General features: G+C 59.2%; 14 protein-coding genes. 10 read left to right on the top strand and 4 right to left on the bottom strand.

The window, feature by feature from the left end; genetic code table 11:
* On the bottom strand, nucleotides 1–438 hold a 438-nt coding region (locus tag Q0349_RS12390; protein ID WP_298081327.1), incomplete at its 3' end, for an MFS transporter.
* Between the two features lie 319 nt (nucleotides 439–757).
* Between Q0349_RS12390 and ilvB the strand changes: the two genes are divergently transcribed.
* From ilvB to epmA, 5 genes are read left to right on the top strand one after another with little or no spacing between them, the layout of a single operon-like run.
* Nucleotides 758–2512: a biosynthetic-type acetolactate synthase large subunit gene (ilvB, locus tag Q0349_RS12385; protein WP_298081326.1), complete on the top strand. Its 1755-nt coding sequence runs from the start codon at nucleotides 758–760 to the stop codon at nucleotides 2510–2512.
* The gene (gene ilvN / locus Q0349_RS12380) at nucleotides 2509–3015 is read left to right on the top strand and encodes an acetolactate synthase small subunit (protein WP_298081325.1); all 507 of its coding nucleotides are present in this window, start codon (nucleotides 2509–2511) and stop codon (nucleotides 3013–3015) included. The genes ilvB and ilvN overlap by 4 nt, the downstream gene beginning before the upstream one ends.
* On the top strand, nucleotides 3015–4046 hold the full coding sequence (locus tag Q0349_RS12375) for a PDDEXK nuclease domain-containing protein (RefSeq protein ID WP_298081324.1): 1032 nt from the start codon (nucleotides 3015–3017) through the stop codon (nucleotides 4044–4046). Before ilvN ends, Q0349_RS12375 begins: the two co-directional genes overlap by 1 nt.
* A gap of 13 nt (nucleotides 4047–4059) precedes the next feature.
* Complete coding sequence (ilvC, locus tag Q0349_RS12370) at nucleotides 4060–5073, top strand: ketol-acid reductoisomerase (protein ID WP_298081323.1); 1014 nt, start codon at nucleotides 4060–4062, stop codon at nucleotides 5071–5073.
* 56 nt (nucleotides 5074–5129) lie between these two features.
* Nucleotides 5130–6029 (top strand): EF-P lysine aminoacylase EpmA, encoded by a 900-nt coding sequence (gene epmA, locus Q0349_RS12365; protein WP_298081322.1) that lies wholly within the window; start codon nucleotides 5130–5132, stop codon nucleotides 6027–6029.
* 102 nt (nucleotides 6030–6131) lie between these two features.
* On the opposite strand, the gene Q0349_RS12360 is transcribed toward epmA, so the two are convergent.
* Both Q0349_RS12360 and Q0349_RS12355 read right to left on the bottom strand, forming a co-directional pair.
* Nucleotides 6132–6722, bottom strand: a complete 591-nt coding sequence (locus tag Q0349_RS12360; protein WP_298081328.1) for a DUF2167 domain-containing protein — start codon at nucleotides 6720–6722, stop codon at nucleotides 6132–6134.
* 9 nt (nucleotides 6723–6731) lie between these two features.
* Nucleotides 6732–7016, bottom strand: coding sequence for a hypothetical protein (locus Q0349_RS12355; RefSeq protein ID WP_298081321.1), 285 nt, complete (start codon nucleotides 7014–7016; stop codon nucleotides 6732–6734).
* A gap of 174 nt (nucleotides 7017–7190) precedes the next feature.
* Between Q0349_RS12355 and Q0349_RS12350 the strand changes: the two genes are divergently transcribed.
* A complete protein-coding gene (locus tag Q0349_RS12350) occupies nucleotides 7191–7736 on the top strand; it encodes a carboxymuconolactone decarboxylase family protein (protein WP_298081320.1) in 546 nt (181 codons plus the stop codon).
* Nucleotides 7737–7822: 86 nt separating this feature from the next.
* On the opposite strand, the gene clpB is transcribed toward Q0349_RS12350, so the two are convergent.
* Nucleotides 7823–10393: an ATP-dependent chaperone ClpB gene (gene clpB, locus Q0349_RS12345; protein ID WP_298081319.1), complete on the bottom strand. Its 2571-nt coding sequence runs from the start codon at nucleotides 10391–10393 to the stop codon at nucleotides 7823–7825.
* A gap of 108 nt (nucleotides 10394–10501) precedes the next feature.
* Between clpB and Q0349_RS12340 the strand changes: the two genes are divergently transcribed.
* From Q0349_RS12340 to Q0349_RS12325, 4 genes are all read left to right on the top strand, one after another.
* Complete coding sequence (locus Q0349_RS12340; protein ID WP_298081318.1) at nucleotides 10502–11968, top strand: MATE family efflux transporter; 1467 nt, start codon at nucleotides 10502–10504, stop codon at nucleotides 11966–11968.
* A gap of 22 nt (nucleotides 11969–11990) precedes the next feature.
* Nucleotides 11991–13079: a DNA polymerase IV gene (gene dinB, locus Q0349_RS12335; RefSeq protein ID WP_298081317.1), complete on the top strand. Its 1089-nt coding sequence runs from the start codon at nucleotides 11991–11993 to the stop codon at nucleotides 13077–13079.
* Nucleotides 13080–13112: 33 nt separating this feature from the next.
* Nucleotides 13113–15362, top strand: coding sequence for a DNA topoisomerase IV subunit A (gene parC, locus Q0349_RS12330; RefSeq protein WP_298081316.1), 2250 nt, complete (start codon nucleotides 13113–13115; stop codon nucleotides 15360–15362).
* Nucleotides 15359–17079, top strand: a 1721-nt coding sequence (locus Q0349_RS12325; protein WP_298081315.1) for a choline/carnitine O-acyltransferase, incomplete at its 3' end; no start/stop codon positions are given. The genes parC and Q0349_RS12325, both read left to right, overlap by 4 nt.

Below are 17079 nucleotides of genomic sequence, written 5' to 3'. Positions count from 1 at the left end.
CATCGTCTTGCCGCAGGGCGGCCAGCCCATACCCTGAAACCAGCCATTGAGGAAGATGAAGGCGAACATGATGGCGACACTGGAAGTGGCCCACGGCACCAGCCCCATCATCGTCATACACAGGCCGGAGAGGAGCAGGCCGCAGGGCAGGAACGCCTTCGGATTGGAGCGGTCGGAGATGGATGCCATCAGGAATTTGGACAGGCCATAGGCGAGGCCAGTGCCGGTACCGACGATGCCCAGTTGTGTTTTCGTGTAAAGCCCCGCTTCAATCAGGCCTTTTTGCGCGAGGTCAAAGTTGCCGCGCACGAAATAGTAAGCGGCGTAGCCGAAGAAAATACCGCCAAACACCTGCCAGCGCAGGCGGCGATAGGTGGGATCGACCTGTGCGGCCGGAAGGCGGGGAATTTCCGGCGACGGTTTGAATATGCCAATCATGGGTTGCTCCATTATGAGTTACGAATTTTCCGCAGTTCACGCGCGCGTGTGTGAACTGGCGCGCGAATTTTAGCCGATTCTCACAGGGGCGGTGCGTTTTTTTGCCATTATCTTGTGAATTTTATGTGGATAATTGAGGATATTAATGGCGACATGGCTGAATGTTGCCGTTTTTCAACCATTTGCCACCGCACGCGACTCAATCTGCCCGTCCGCCGCGCCAACGCCTGACCGCGCCATTTGTCCGCCAAAATTACGGCTTGACGCCGCATGAGCGCTTGCGTACTGTTACCCGCCCGAATCAAGAGCAAGCAAGGCTATGGCGAAGAAAAAACATCATCTGAACGGTGCAGAAATCATCATCGAGGCGCTGCGGGAAGAGCAGGTGGAGCACATATTCGGCTACCCCGGCGGTGCCGTGCTGCACGTCTATGACGCGATTTACAAGCAGAAAGACATCACCCACATCCTCTCGCGGCACGAACAGGGCGCCATTCACGAGGCGGACGGCTACGCGCGCGCTTCCGGCAAGGTCGGCGTCGCCATCGTCACCTCCGGCCCCGGTCTGACCAACGCCGTGACCGGCATCGCCACCGCCCACGCCGATTCCATCCCGCTGGTCGTCATCTCCGGCCAGGTACCATCGGCGCTGATTGGCAACGATGCCTTCCAGGAAGTCGATGCGGTCGGCATCACCCGTCCCTGCGTCAAGCACAGCTTCCTCGTCAAGGACGTGAACGAGCTGGCGCCGACCATCAAAAAAGCCTTCTACATCGCGCGCAGCGGCCGCCCCGGCCCGGTACTGATTGACGTGCCGAAAGACGTAACCAGCGCCTTCACCAGCTTTTCCTATCCGGAAGACATCGAAATGCGCTCTTATCAGCCGACGGTGGAAGGCCATGTCGGCCAAATCAAGCGTGCGCTGAAATCGCTGAAAAAAGCGGAAAGACCGATGCTCTATTTTGGCGGCGGCGTCATTCTCGACAACGCCTCGGAATTATTGACCGAATTTGCCCACCGCCTCAATCTCCCGGTGACGGCAACGTTAATGGGATTGGGCGGTTTCCCCGGCAATGATCCGCAATTCCTCGGAATGCTCGGTATGCACGGCACATACGAAGCCAACATGGCGATGCACCATTGCGACGTATTATTCGCGGTGGGCGCACGATTCGATGACCGCGTCACCGGCGATTTGAAGAAATTCTGCCCGAATGCGGAAATCATCCATGTTGATATTGACCCCTCCTCCATTGCCAAAAACGTCGTTGTCCATATTCCCATTGTTGGCTCGGTGCGCGCAGTTTTAAGCGAAATGCTGCGACAATTGAGCGAGGAAAAAGCAGATAAAGCACAAACCGCTGCTTGGTGGGAACAAATCACCCAATGGCGCGCCGTCAATTCATTGCATTATGCAAAAAGCGACGAGCGCATCAAACCGCAACAAGTTATCGAAACGCTTTATAAACTCACCGGCGGAAATGCCGTTATTGCTTCCGACGTCGGTCAGCACCAAATGTGGGTCGCGCAATATTTCCCCTTCCACGAACCGCGCCGTTGGATTAATTCCGGCGGACTCGGCACGATGGGGTTCGGTTATCCGGCGGCGATTGGCGCAAAAGTCGCCCGCCCCGATGAAGACGTTTTCTGCATTACCGGCGACGGCTCCATTCAAATGATGATTCAGGAAATGACGACCGCGCTGCAATACCACATTCCGGTAAAAATCCTTTGCCTTAATAACGGCTATCTCGGCATGGTGCGCCAATGGCAAGAATTCTTCTATGACAAACGCTATTCAATGAGCTATATGGAATCGCTGCCCGATTTCGTCAAACTCGCTGAAGCCTATGGCCATTGCGGCGTGCGTATCGAAAAACCGCAAGAGCTGGAAAGCAAACTGCGTGAAGTCATCGCCATGAAAGACAAAACCGTATTCGTCGATATCATTACCGATCCGGGCGAAAACGTTTACCCGATGATTCCCGCTGGCGGCGGTCAGGCAGAAATGATATTGGGGCCCAGTTGCAGCCTCAACCAGGATAGCGACAGTCAAGAAATGGTGCTGGTATGAATAACAAAAGACACGTCATCTCCCTCCTCATGGAAAACAAGGCGGGCGCACTCTCGCGCGTCGTTGGCCTCTTTTCCGCGCGCGGTTTCAATATCGAAAACCTGAATGTTGCCCCCACGCAGGACGAAACCATCTCCCGCCTGACACTTGTCACCTATTGCGACGAAAAACTGATAGAGCAAATCAACAAACAGCTCAACAAACTGATAGAAGTCATCAAGCTGGTAAACCTCAGCGATGCCGAATTTGTTGACCGGGAAATGCTGCTCATCAAAATCAATGTTGATGCCAAACAACGCGGCCATTACCTGCAATTAGCCGAGGCCTTCCGCGCGCGCGTTATTGCCATTACACCGACGACGGTTATCTTTGAAGTCACCGGCTCGCAGCGCAAACTCGACGCCTTTATCGACGTACTGGAATCCGACATCATCGTGGAAATGGCGCGCACCGGCATGACCGGCCTCGCTGCGACCGGTTCAGGCAAATGTCTGGAATTGTAATGCTGGCCGATAACACCTTAATCAACGACATCAAGGCGATTATCGCCGGGGCGCGTGAACAGGCGGTGCGTGCGGTCAATCACGAACGCACCCTGATGTATTGGCATATCGGTCAGCGCATCTTTGAAGAAGAACAGCGCGGACAGGAACGCGCCGATTACGGAACCTATCTGGTACAAATGATTGCCGAACGGCTGCAACCGGAATTTGGCAGTGGTTTTTCCAAGCGGCAAATCAGTTACTGCCGCCAACTCTACCGCACGTTCCCAATTGTGCACGCACTGCGTGCGCAATTGAGTTGGACCCAGTACAAAATGCTGTTATCCATTGATAACGAAGACAAAAGGGAGTTCTACATCGCCGAAAGCGTGAAAAACAACTGGTCTTCGCGCCAACTGGAACGACAAATCAACAGCCAGCTATATGAGCGGCTGCTGCTCAGCAACGACAAAGAAAGCGTGTTGGCTGTCGCCCGCAATGAACGCCAACCCGTAAGTCCGAAAGAAATCATCAAAGATCCGATGGTGCTCGAATTTCTCGGCTTGCAACGTGAAGCAGCGTATTACGAAAAAGATTTGGAAGGTGCTATCATCAGTCATTTGCAAGAATTCCTGCTGGAGCTGGGCAATGGTTTTACCTTTGTCGCCCGGCAAAAAAGATTGCATCTCGATGGCGATGAATTTTTTGCCGATTTGGTGTTGTATAACCGTCTGCTGCAATGCTTCGTTATCGTCGAAATCAAAACGCACAAACTGACGCATCAGGACATTGGCCAGTTACAAATGTACGTCAATTACTACGACCGCATCGAAAAACTGCCGCATGAAAATCCGACCATCGGCATCCTGCTGTGCGCCGACAAAAACGATGCCGTGGTCAAATTCAGCCTGCCGGAAGGCCAGCAACAAATCATTGCCAGCCAATACCGCCTCTATCTGCCTTCGGAAGAAATATTGCTGGCAGAAATGCACAAAGAAATTGCCGAATTTGAACAACGCGAAAACGGCAATCCCGATTTCCCCCTTCAATAACACAGGAGCAACCATGAAAGTCTATTACGACAAAGACGCCGACATGAGCGTACTGCAAGGCAAAATCGTCGCCATTTTGGGCTACGGCTCACAAGGCCACGCGCACGCCAATAACTTGAACGAAAGCAGCGTGACCGTCGTCGTCGGTTTGCGCGAAGGCGGCGCAAGCTGGAAAAAAGCCGTTAATGCCGGACTCACCGTCAAACCGGTCAAAGAAGCCGTCAAAGGCGCGGATGTCGTCATGATACTGCTGCCCGATGAAAACATCGCCGAAGTCTATCGCGACATCGAAGCGGACATCAAAAAAGGCGCCGCCCTCGCCTTCGCCCACGGCTTCAACATTCACTACGGCCAGGTCGCGCCGCGCAAAGATTTGGACGTCATCATGATTGCGCCAAAAGCCCCCGGCCACACCGTGCGTTCCACCTATCAAGGCGGCGGTGGCGTGCCGCATCTGATTGCCGTCGAACAAAACGAAAGCGGCAAGGCACGCGATATAGCACTTGCCTATGCAGTCGCCAATGGCGGTGGCAAAGCGGGCATTATCGAAACCAGCTTCAAGGAAGAAACCGAAACCGATTTGTTCGGCGAACAGGCGGTACTCTGCGGCGGCGTGGTTGAACTCATCAAAGCCGGATTTGAAACGCTGGTCAATGCCGGATACGCCCCGGAAATGGCCTACTTTGAATGCCTGCACGAAATGAAGCTGATTGTTGACCTGATCTATGAAGGCGGCATCGCCAACATGAATTACTCCATTTCCAATAACGCCGAATTTGGCGAATACGTCACCGGTCCGGAAGTCATTAATGACGAAAGCCGTTACGCGATGGAAGAATGCCTGAAAAACATTCAAAACGGCGAATACGCCAAACGCTTTATCACCGAATACAAAGTAGGCGCGCCGTCCATGACCGCCCGCCGCCGCCAGAATGCCGAGCATCAAATCGAAATCGTCGGCGCGAAATTGCGCGAGATGATGCCGTGGATCAAGGCAAACCGCTTGGTCGATCAGGAAAAGAACTAAACTTCTTTGGTAAATCCGCCGCCGTCCCGCACGGCGGCTTTTTCATGGAAAAACTTATGCGCCAACTCATTGCCCGCCGCGCCCAATTTCTCGCCGCCATCCGCGCCTTTTTCGCCACGCGTGGCGTGCTGGAAGTCGATACTGCGCAACTGCGCCCCTGCGGCGTTACCGACCCGCAGCTGGTTTCGCTCGCCGCCAGCGGCGGTTATCTGCAAACCTCGCCCGAATACGCGATGAAAATCCTGCTGGCGCAGGGTGCGGGCGACATTTACCAACTGGCGCACGTCTTCCGTGGCGAGGAACAGGGGCGCAAGCACCGGCGCGAGTTCATGCTGCTTGAATGGTACCGTCTTGGCTTTGACCATCTGCGCCTGATGGACGAAGTGGCGGCTCTCGTGCGCGAACTGCTGCCCGCCTGCCGCGACTGGCCGCTGCGCCGCACCGCTTACGCCGATGCCTTCCGCCGCCATCTCGGCATCGACATCGGCCAGATGGATGACGCCGAACTGCGCGCCTGTTGCACCGCCCGCCTGCCGGAAAGCGCGGACTGGCCGCTCTCGCGCGACGGGATGCTCGACCTGCTCTTTACCCATTATGTTGAGCCAGAGCTGGGGCGCGGCGCGCTGGAATTTCTCTGCGATTACCCGCCGTCGCAGGCGGCGCTTGCCCGCATTATTGACGGCAAGGCTGCCCGTTTTGAGTTGTATATCAATGGATTGGAACTGTGCAACGGCTTTTGGGAACTCAGCAATGCCGCCGAACAGCGCGCGCGTTTCCTCGCCGATAACCGTGAACGCGCGCAGCTAAACCTGCCAGAAATGCCGCTGGATGAAGACTTTCTCGCCGCGCTGGAACGCGGCCTGCCCGGCTGCGCTGGCGTCGCCCTCGGTGTGGACCGCCTGCTGATGCTCGCCTGCAACGCGGCGCATATTGATGAGGTGATGTTGCCCGGCTGAATCCCGACAAATGGCTCATATAGCGATACACTTAAAGCCTCAGACAAGGTGCATTGCTATAAAAAACGGCGGGATTACCCCGCCGTTTTTATACGCTGCATTTCAATCATCATCATCGTCGTCATGGCGACGGCGGGAAAAGATTTTTTTCATGGCATAAAGTCCGCCCGCGACCGCCACAATAATAATTTTGCTGAATTTGGCAATAAAGGCGATGATGACCGCAATCAGGCCAAATTTTTTCGCTGCCGCCGCGCCGACAATCAGTGCGGTCAGGCCGTATTCCGCAGTTTTGTCCGTCTTCGGATTGTAATCCTCGTAGCGGTTGCCCGGATTGAAGGTAATGGTATTGAGTAATTCGTTGGCGCTTTTTTGTGTTTTTTCCAGATTGTTGTTGGAATCGGCCAGGGTAATGGCGATGATGTCTTTACGCCCCAGGGCAATAATGCTGTAGTTGATAATGGTCTGCGGGTCATTGCCGCTATGCACGTTCAATGCCCAAATCAGGCGATGATTGGCGCGGTCATAATGCGGTTCTTGCGCCCAGCCATCCACGTGCAATTCGGTCACGCCCCGCTTGCGGCGACTTTCGTTTTCTTTTTTCTCGCCTTCCCGGATAAGTTTCATCAGTTTGTCTGCTTTAATCTCCTCCGCATCGTCATCCTTGATATGACCGGTATCGCCATGCTGAATGTCGGCAAACTATTCGTCGGCGGCATTGATAATAATGCCGTAGCGTTCCGGGCTTGCGCCACTGCCGCGTTTTTCCATAAGGTTATTCGCGGGTTCTTTGCCAAAGAAGGCGATATTGTCATTGGCAGGCAGTTGCAATGTTGCCTCACTGCCGAGGGCAATGCTTTTTGGCCCCATTTCTGCCTGTGCCATCAGTGCAAGAAATTCGGCATCGCCGTCATCCTGCGATTGTGCAGGTGCGATGAGTGCGAAGCAGGCCAGCGAGGCCAGCAGGGTATGCAGGATTTTTTTCATAAATGCTTCCTTGAAAATGGAGTGGGGAAAACCGCAAGATGCGGCGGCAACAGTTTAATATGAATGCCCCTATTTTTACGCGCCAGTTTGGCATCGCCCTATAACTTTTTGCTATTTCCGCCTGCCGCGTATCCCCGCTATTATCGCCCGCCCCTATTTGTCATTGGAGAATCCATGAGCCGTATTACTTTGCAAACCGTCGCCACCGCGCAAGACGCCGCCAAACCCCGCCTGCAAGCAGCGCTGGATGCCAACGGTTTTCTGCCGAACCTGCTCGCCGTGCTGGCCAACGCGCCAGGCGCGCTACAGATGTATCAGGAAGTGGGCAAAATTAATGCCGCCACCAGTCTGACGCCTGCCGAGATTGAGGTTATCCAGATTAGCGCGGCGGCGGCAAACGGCTGCGATTTTTGCGTCGCCGGGCATAGCAAAATCGCCAAACTGAAACTGCGGCTGGACGAGGCGACGGTCGCCGCGCTGCAACGGCGCGAACCGCTGGCAGACGGCAAACTCGCCGCGCTGCAGGCGTTCACGCTGGCGGTGATTGCCAACCGGGGCAAGGTTAATGACGCGGAATTGCAGGCGTTTTACGCCGCCGGTTATGGCGAGCAGCAGGCGCTGGAGGTGATTCTCGGCGTGGCGCTTGCCACCTTGTGCAATTACGCCAACAATCTGGCGCAGACGGAAATCAACCCGGAATTGCAGGCGTTTGCGCCGTAATTTTTGCCGCCGGTTCAATGAGAAACGCCCCTTGCGGGGCGTTTTTTGTTGGTGGGGCAAGCCCCCCACCCTACGGATGCCGCACATCAGGCGCGGAAGGTAAACCCTTCGCCTTCCTGGTAATCCACATGGACGGTGCTGCCGGGGACGAAGTCGCCAGCGAGGATGCGCTGTGCCAGCGGGTTTTCCAGATGGGTCTGGATGGCGCGTTTCAGCGGGCGTGCGCCAAAGACCGGGTCGTAGCCGACTTCCACCAGTTGCGAAAGCGCCGCCGGGCTGATGTCCAGCCCCAGGTCGCGTTCGGCGAGGCGTTTGCGCAGGCGTTGCAACTGGATGTTGGCGATGCCTTGCATATGCTCTTTGCCGAGGGCGTGGAAGACCACGGTTTCGTCGATGCGGTTGATGAATTCCGGGCGGAAGTGCGCGCTAACCACTTCCATCACCGCCAGTTTCATCGCTTCGTAGTCGCCGCCGTTCATTTCTTGAATGAGGTGCGAGCCGAGGTTCGAGGTCATGATGATGACGGTGTTGCGGAAGTCCACGGTGCGCCCCTGGCCGTCGGTGAGGCGGCCGTCGTCCAGCACTTGCAGCAGGATGTTGAAGACGTCGGCGTGCGCTTTTTCGATTTCGTCAAAGAGGATGACGGAATACGGGCGGCGGCGCACCGCTTCGGTCAGGTAGCCGCCCTGGTCGTAGCCGACGTAGCCGGGCGGCGCGCCAATCAGGCGGGCGACGCTGTGTTTTTCCATGAATTCGCTCATGTCGATGCGCACCATCGCTTCATCGCTGTCAAAGAGGAATTCGGCCAAGGTGCGGCACAGTTCGGTTTTGCCGACGCCGGTCGGGCCCAAGAAGAGGAACGAGCCGATGGGGCGGTTCGGGTCGGACAGCCCGGCGCGGTTACGACGGATGGCGTTTGCCACCGCTTCCACCGCGGTTTCCTGGCCGACAACGCGCGCGCCGAGTGCGCTTTCCAGCGTCAGCAGTTTTTCTTTTTCGCTTTCGAGCATTTTCGCGACGGGGATGCCCGTCCAGCGCGAGACGATTTGCGCGATTTCTTCTTCGGTAACTTCGCTGCGCACCAGGGTGTGCTGCGGCTTGGCTTCATTGCTTTCGCTGTGCGCCAGTTGTTTTTCCAGCGCCGGGATTTTGCCGTACTGGATTTCGCTCATCGCCGCGTAGTCGCCGCGCCGTTTGGCGGCTTCCAGCTCCACACGCAGGCGGTCGATTTCTTCTTTGATGCCGGCGCTGCCCTGGATGGTCGCTTTTTCTGCCTGCCAGACTTCTTCGAGGTCGGCGTATTCTTTTTCGAGTTTATGTATTTCGTCTTGCAGGTCGGCGAGGCGTTTTTTCGAGGCGTCGTCGTGCTCTTTTTCCAGCGCCAGCCGCTCCATTTTGAGCTGTATCAGGCGGCGGTCGATGCGATCCATCGTCTCCGGTTTGCTGTCCAGCTCCATGCGGATTTGCGCGGCGGCTTCGTCAATGAGGTCGATGGCTTTGTCCGGCAGTTGGCGGTTGGTGATGTAGCGGTTGGACAGCACGGCGGCGGCGACCAGCGCGGGGTCGGTGATGTCGATGCCGTGATGCACTTCGTAGCGCTCTTGCAGGCCGCGCAGGATGGCGATGGTGTCTTCCACCGTCGGTTCTTCCACCATCACTTTCTGGAAGCGGCGCTCCAGCGCGGCGTCTTTTTCCATGTACTGGCGGTATTCGTCCAGCGTGGTCGCGCCGATGCAGTGCAGCTCGCCGCGCGCCAAGGCGGGTTTCAGCATATTGCCCGCATCCATTGAGCCTTCGGTTTTGCCCGCGCCGACCATGGTGTGAATTTCGTCGATGAAAAGGATGATTTGTCCGTTCGCTTTTTCGATGTCGGTCAGCACCGCTTTCAGCCGCTCCTCAAATTCGCCCCGGTATTTGGTACCCGCGAGCAGCGCGGCAAGATCCAGCGAGAGCAGGCGTTTGCCTTTCAGGCTTTCCGGCACTTCGCCATTGACGATGCGCTGCGCCAGTCCTTCAACGATGGCGGTTTTGCCGACGCCCGGCTCGCCAATGAGGACGGGGTTGTTTTTGTTGCGCCGTTGCAGGATTTGCATGGCGCGGCGGATTTCTTCGTCGCGGCCAATCACCGGGTCGATTTTGCCCTGCTCGGCGCGGGCGGTGACGTCAATGGTGTATTTTTTCAGCGCTTCGCGTTTGTCTTCGGCGGCTTCGTCGGTCACGGGTTCGCCGCCGCGCAGTTGGTCGATGATTTGTTGCAGCTTGGCTTTCTGAATGCCCGCCGTTTTCAGCGCCTTGCCGAGCGCGCCGGAATCTTCGCAGGCAGCGAGCAGGAACAGCTCGGACGAGATAAATTTGTCGCCGTTTTGCTGCGCGTATTTGTCGCAAAGATTGAGCAGACGCGAGGTGTCGGGCGAGATGTTCACCTGCCCGGTGGCGTTCGCCACGCGCGGCAGGTCATTGACGATTTGCTCGACGTGGGCGCGCAAGGTGCCGACGTCCGCCCCCGCCTGGCGCAGGATGGAGGCAGCGGCGCCGCCTTCCTGCCGCAGAAGCGCCAAGAAGACGTGCGCGGGTTCGATGTAATTGCTGTCCTTGCCAACGGCGATGGACTGCGCGGTTTGCAGCGCTTCCTGGAAGCGCGAGGTAAAGGCTTGCATGATGTTTCCTCTTGGTTGAAATTGGGATAACGCCGATGTATGGCTTGCTGCGGCAATATCAAGCAGTTTTTTGTAAATTTTTCGTTAGCGCGATGAGTTTGTTTGATTATGGGCGGGAAATCGGCGCAGATAGCACCGGCAAAAACCGCTACAATCCGCGCCTTTGCCCTGCCCTACCCTACCCGCATGAACCGCAGCCCCGACCCCGCCAACGCGCCCTTTATCGAAGGCAGCATCTGGCGCCATCTCATCAACATGACCTGCGCGCGCAGCGTCGGCATCCTCGCCACCTTCATCGTTGATTTCGTCGATATTCTCTTTATCAGCCGCCTCGGCGACGCCCGCCTCATCGCCGGGCTGGGTTTCGCCGCGGCCGCGCTCTATTTCATCCGCGCCATTGCCATTGCGCTCGGCATCACCACCACCGTGCTGGTCGCCCGTGCCATCGGCGGCGGCGACCGCCACCGCGCCGCGCGCTACGCCTGGGATACCTCCGCCTTCAGCTTCATCCTGCTGACGCTGCTCGCCGCCATCGCCTGGTTTGCCCGCGTCCCCATTCTCGCCAGCCTCGGCGCGCAGGGCGAGACGCTTGCCCACGCCGCCGATTATCTCGCCATTGTCCTCATTGGCCTGCCGCTGCTGACGCTCGGCAACTGCGGCACGTCCACCCTCTTTGCCCTCGGCAGCGCGCGGCTGGCGATGTACGTCAGCATCGGCGCGACCGCAACCCAGGCCGTGCTTGACCCCATCTTTATCTTCGCCTGCGGCTGGGGGTTGCAAGGCGCGGCGCTGGCCGCGCTCATCTCGCAAGCGGTACTGGTCGCCGCCGCCTGGTACGTCGTCATCTGGCGCTACCGCCTGCGCGCGCCGCTACATTTGCGCCTGCTCATGCTCAATATTCCGGCGATTGTCGCCATTGCCGTCCCGGCGATGCTCACCAACCTCACCAGCCCGCTCGCCACCGCCTTTGCCGCGCGACAAATGGCCGCGTTTGGCGACGATGCCGTCGCCGCCTTTGCCGTCATCATTCGCCTCGTCCCGGTCGGCTTCGCCCTGCTCTTTTCACTCTCCGCCGCCGTCGCCCCGATTATCGGCCAGAATGCAGGCGCGGCGCGCTTTGCCCGCGTGCGGCAAACGCTCCTCGCCGCGCTGCAATTCAACTGGCTTACCGTCGCCGTCATCGGCCTGCTGCTCTTCCTCCTGCGCGAGCCGCTGCCGCAATGGTTTGCGCTGGACGAGCGCGCCGCCGCGCTGCTCCGCTTCTATTGCAGCGGTGCGTCGCTGCTGTTCGGCTGCAAGGGCGTCATCTTTTTCCTGAACGCCGCTTACAACAACCTTGGCCGCCCGTTTTACTCCACCGCTTCCAACCTCGCCGGGCTGCTGTTCGGTGCGATTCCGCTGATCAGCCTCGGCGCGTGGCTGCTGGGGCCGCGCGGCATCATCCTCGGCCACATGGCGGAAGCCGTCTTCACCGCGCCGGTCTGCTGGCTGATTGCGATGCGCCTTGTCGCCCGCTACGAGGCGGGAATGCCGCTGGAACAACGCCGTTTGGGTGACGGATTGCGGCGGCGCTGAGCCATCCTATAAGCACGCCACCATGCCCCGCTCCCGCAAAATCATCCACATTGACATGGACGCCTTCTTCGCCTCGGTGGAGCAGCGCGATCACCCCGAGTGGCGCGGCAAGCCGCTCGTCGTCGCCCGCCCGGCGGCAGAGCGCGGCGTGGTTGCCGCTGCCAGCTATGAGGCGCGCCGCTACGGCATCCATTCCGCCATGTCCACCTACCGCGCGCAGCAGCGTTGCCCGCAGCTCATCCTCGCGCCGCCGCGTTTCGCCGTGTACCGCGCGGTCAGCCTGCAAATCCGCGCGCTGATGCTCGCCGTCACCGACCTCGTTGAGCCGCTCTCGCTGGATGAGGCCTATCTCGACGTCAGCGACAGCCCGCATGAAAGCGGCTCCGCCACCCGCATCGCCGAACGCCTGCGCGCCGAAATCTTCGCCGCGACCGGGCTGACCGCCTCGGCGGGCGTTTCCTACAACAAAATGCTGGCAAAAATCGCCTCCGACCTGAACAAACCGAACGGCATCGCCGTCATCCCGCCCGCGCAGGGCGCGGCCTTTGCCGCCAGCTTGCCGGTGGAGCGCTTTCACGGCATTGGCAGGGCGACCGCCGCGCATATGCACGCGCTTGGCATCCAGACCGGCGCCGACCTCTGCCGCCTCTCGCGCGAGACGCTGCACCACGAATTTGGCAAACAGGGCGACTTCTACTACGACATGGCGCGCGGCATCGACCTGCGCCCGGTAGAAGCCACGCGCGAACGCAAATCCATCGGCAGCGAAACCACCTTCGCCCGCGACATCGAAGACCGCGCCGCGCTCTACCAGGCGCTGCTCGCGCAAAACCGCGAGGCATTTGCCGACGTGCAACGCCGCCAGTTGCAACCGCACACCCTCACCCTCAAACTCAAATACAGCGACTTCAGCCAGACGACGCGCCGCCAGACCCTTTCCACCGCCTTCACCCGCGAAACAGACGCGCACTATTGGATTGCGCGCCTGCTGAACGACATCGCCCCCGCGCGCCCGGTACGCCTTGTCGGCATCACCTACTCCGGGATGCGCGAAGACAGCCCGCAGCAAGAATTGCCGCTCATGCTGGATTTTTCCCGCAAAACGCCGTAAAAGGCACGCCACGAAAAACCAACCCCGCCCATCATGAACACCGCCCTCAACGCCGAACAACAACCCCTCGCCGGCTTCGTCGAAAAAGCCTATCTCGACTACTCGATGTACGTCATCCTTGACCGCGCCCTGCCGCACATCGGCGATGGCTTGAAACCCGTACAGCGCCGCATCATTTACGCCATGAGCGAGCTGGGGCTTTCGCATCAGTCCAAGCACAAAAAATCGGCGCGCACCGTCGGCGACGTCATCGGCAAATACCACCCGCACGGCGATTCCGCCTGCTATGAGGCGATGGTGCTGATGGCGCAGGATTTCGCCTACCGCTACCCGCTGGTCGATGGCCAGGGCAACTGGGGCAGCGCCGATGATCCCAAATCGTTCGCGGCGATGCGCTACACCGAAAGCCGCCTGACCGGTTACGCCAAGACGCTTTTGGCCGAGCTGGAACAAGGCACGGTCGAATGGGTTGCCAACTTCGACGGCACCCTGCAAGAACCGGCGCGCCTGCCTGCCCGCCTGCCAAACATATTGCTCAACGGCGGCAGCGGCATCGCCGTCGGCATGGCGACCAACCTGCTGCCGCACAACCTCGGTGAAGTCGTTAGCGCCTGCCGCGCCCTCATCGCCGACCCGCTTTTGACCGACGACGCCCTCATGCAACACATCCCCGCTCCCGATTTCCCCACCGGCGGCGAACTCGTCTCCGCGCGCGAAGAAATCGCCGCGCTCTACCGCACCGGGCGCGGCGCGGTGCGGCTGCGCGCCACCTGGCACCTCGAAGACGGCAACATCATCATCGACCAACTGCCCTACCAAGTCTCCGGCAGCAAAGTACAAGAACAAATCGCCAAACAAATGCAGGCGAAAAAACTCGCCTGGCTGGAAGACCTGCGCGACGAATCCGACCATGAACACCCCATCCGCCTTGTCCTCGTGCCGCGCTCCAACCGCATTGACCACGAACGCCTGATGCAGCACCTCTTCGCCACCACCGACCTCGAAAAACGCTACAGCGCGCAGATGAACATGATTGGCCTTGATGGCCGTCCGCAAGTGAAAAACCTCGGACAAATCCTGCGCGAATGGCTGGTGTACCGCGAAGAAACCGTGCGCCGCCGTCTCAACCATCGCCTGCACGCGGTCAATGAGCGCCTGCACATCCTGCAAGGCCTGCTCATCGCCTATCTGAACCTCGACGAAGTCATCCGCATCATCCGCACAGAAGACGAACCGCGCCCGGTGCTGATGGCGACCTTCGCCCTGAGTGAGGCGCAGGCAGAGGCCATCCTCAACACCCGGCTGCGCCACCTCGCCCGCCTCGAAGAAATACAAATCCGCGCCGAACAGGACGCGCTTGCCACCGAACAACAGCGATTGCACGAACTGCTACAAAGCCGCGAACGCCTGCTGGCGCTGATTGCCGACGAACTCGCCGCCGATGCCGAAGCCTACGGCGACCCGCGCCGCACCCGCATCATCGAGCGCGAAGCCGCCGTGGCATTGGACGAAACCGAACTGACACCGAGCGAAGCCGTCACCCTCATCATCTCCAAAATGGGCTGGATACGCGGCGGCAAAGGCCACGCCATCGACGGCGCGGCGCTCGCCTACAAAAACGGCGACGCCTACCTCACCCAAATCAGCGGCCGCAGCAACCAACAAGCCTGCCTGCTCGCCGATAACGGCCGCAGTTACACCCTCGCCCTGCACGGCCTGCCCTCAGCACGCGGCCAGGGCGAACCCTTAAGCAGCAGCATGAGCATCGACGCCAACGCGCACATCATCGCCGCCGCCATCATCGAACCCGAACGCCGCTACCTCATCGCCGCCGACAACGGCTACGGCTTCATCATCCCCGGTACAGAGCTCACCAGCAAAACCAAAAGCGGCAAAACCCTCATCACCCCCGGCGGCACGAGCCGCGCCATCACCCTGCAAGCCCTGCCCGAAGGCGAAGCGGACATTCTCGCTATCAGCAACGAAGGCAGAGTCGCCCTCATCCCCGCCGAAGAAATCCCTGAACTCGCCAAAGGCAAAGGCAGCCAGACCCTGGCGATTGCCAAAAAAACCTACGACGAACACGGCATCCGCCTCGCGCACATCCTCGCCGTACCGCGCGGACGCGACCTCACCCTCTACAGCGGCAAACAAAAACTCACCATTCGCGCCAGCGAACGCGACAACTACCTCACCCCGCGCGGCCACAAAGGCAACTGGCTGCCGAAAAACTACCGTCGCATCGACCACATCACCATCGCAGACCCCGAACCCGCCGCATGAAAACCCTGCCCCTGCCCAGCCTCGACGACACCTTTGCCACCTACCTCCAATGGCTGCGCCCGCTGGTGGACGACAAAACCTACGCCCACAGCGCCAAGGCACTGGAAGACTTCCGCCATCTGGAAGCGCCCAAACTGCAACGCCTGCTCGAACAACGCGCCGACCTCGCCGCGCCCGACTCCTGGCTGATTGACTACTGGCGCGCGATGCGCCTCGCCAACCGGGGCAGCCTGCCACTCACCGGCAACCAGGCGATGAAAATCGACTGGAAAGCGCCACAAAGCGGACTGAAGCGCGTCGCCCACTTCACCCACGCCCTTGCCCGCGTCCACCACGCCTACCAAAACGGCGAACTGCGCGCCATCCTCGACGACCCCGACACCTGCCACGGCCAGTGGGAAGTGCTGCGCGGCGCCGCCCGCCGCCCGCTGCCCGTAGAAGACGAATACACCTTCAACGACCCGCACGACCCCGCACGCCACATCATCATCCTCTACCAGGGGCGCGGTTGGAGCATGGACATCCATGACGACAAAGGCGGCATCGCCTCGCCTGCACAAATCGAAAACACCCTCTACGCCCTCATCCAAAGCCGCCCCGAAGCGCCCGACCTGCCCTTTGCCGCGCCGAGCGTCTTCCCCAACGCCCAGGCGCGCGAAATCCGCGCGCAACTCATCAGCCGCGGCGAAAACGCCGCCATCTGGCAAACCGTCGAAAAAGCCCTGTTTGTCCTAAGCATCGACGACTCGCACATCCTCGACGACGAAGACGCCCTGAACGACGCCGCCTTCTCCGACGGCAGTGCCTTCTGGGCATACAAACCGCTCAACTACCGCTGCAACATCAACGACGACCGCTACTTCCTCCACAGCGAAAGCACCTGGATAGACGCGGCGAGCTTGGCCGACATCCTCCAGCTCGCCCAAAACTACCAGCGCGACAAACAAATCCGGCGCAAAAACACCCTGCCGGAAAACCTCAACCTGCGCCCGCTGGACTGGCAAATCGACAAACACGAAACCAAAGACGAAGACAGCGGCACCCACAAACTCATCAAGGACGCGCTGGCTGACTACCGCCACCACGCCGAAAACCACACCACCAGCATCTACGACCTCTTCCTCAACGACCAGGAACAAGCCCTCCTGAAACACAACGACCGCGACGCCATCATGCAGCTCGCCCTGCAATACGCCCAATACAAAACCCGCAAAACCATCAAAAGCAGCCGCGAAAACATCGACATGCGCCACTACCAAAACGGGCGCAAATCCTACATGCAAAGCGTCACCGCGACCTCCATCGCGCACGCCATCTACCAACTCGAAGACGCCAGCGCCATCCAGCCGCTCATCGAGCAATACAGCAAAGAACACCGCGCGCGCAAACACGCCTGCCTGAACGGGCAGGACACCTACGGCCACCTCCTCGGCCTGCGCAGCATCGCGCGCGAACAAAAACAAGAAATCCCCTTCTTCAACGACCCCGGCTACCTCACCCTCACCGACAACCACATCTCCGGCATCACCCTCGGCCACCACGGCATCCTGAGCTACATCGCCTTCACTGCGGGCGGCCCGGAAAACATCGCGGTGAACTACGCCTTCAACCGCAACAACATCAACCTCGTCATCACCCACCCGCGCGTACGCAGCCGCGAAATCCAGAAATTCGCCGCCGCCGTACAGGCAGGCAACAAACAAATCCTGCGCATCCT

It is taken from the genome of uncultured Cardiobacterium sp. (assembly GCF_938028185.1).
Taxonomy (GTDB): Bacteria; Pseudomonadota; Gammaproteobacteria; order Cardiobacteriales; family Cardiobacteriaceae; genus Cardiobacterium.
This window is presented reverse-complemented; position numbering and strand designations above follow the sequence as displayed.

Coding starts and splice junctions, on each gene's coding strand:
- Q0349_RS12350 (WP_298081320.1), top strand. CDS start 7,191: ATGAGCCGTATTACTTTGCAAACCGTCGCCACCGCGCAAGACGCCGCC.
- Q0349_RS12355 (WP_298081321.1), bottom strand. CDS start 7,016: ATGAAAAAAATCCTGCATACCCTGCTGGCCTCGCTGGCCTGCTTCGCA.
- ilvC (WP_298081323.1), top strand. CDS start 4,060: ATGAAAGTCTATTACGACAAAGACGCCGACATGAGCGTACTGCAAGGC.
- Q0349_RS12375 (WP_298081324.1), top strand. CDS start 3,015: ATGCTGGCCGATAACACCTTAATCAACGACATCAAGGCGATTATCGCC.
- dinB (WP_298081317.1), top strand. CDS start 11,991: ATGCCCCGCTCCCGCAAAATCATCCACATTGACATGGACGCCTTCTTC.
- ilvN (WP_298081325.1), top strand. CDS start 2,509: ATGAATAACAAAAGACACGTCATCTCCCTCCTCATGGAAAACAAGGCG.
- ilvB (WP_298081326.1), top strand. CDS start 758: ATGGCGAAGAAAAAACATCATCTGAACGGTGCAGAAATCATCATCGAG.
- parC (WP_298081316.1), top strand. CDS start 13,113: ATGAACACCGCCCTCAACGCCGAACAACAACCCCTCGCCGGCTTCGTC.
- clpB (WP_298081319.1), bottom strand. CDS start 10,393: ATGCAAGCCTTTACCTCGCGCTTCCAGGAAGCGCTGCAAACCGCGCAG.
- Q0349_RS12340 (WP_298081318.1), top strand. CDS start 10,502: ATGGGCGGGAAATCGGCGCAGATAGCACCGGCAAAAACCGCTACAATC.
- epmA (WP_298081322.1), top strand. CDS start 5,130: ATGCGCCAACTCATTGCCCGCCGCGCCCAATTTCTCGCCGCCATCCGC.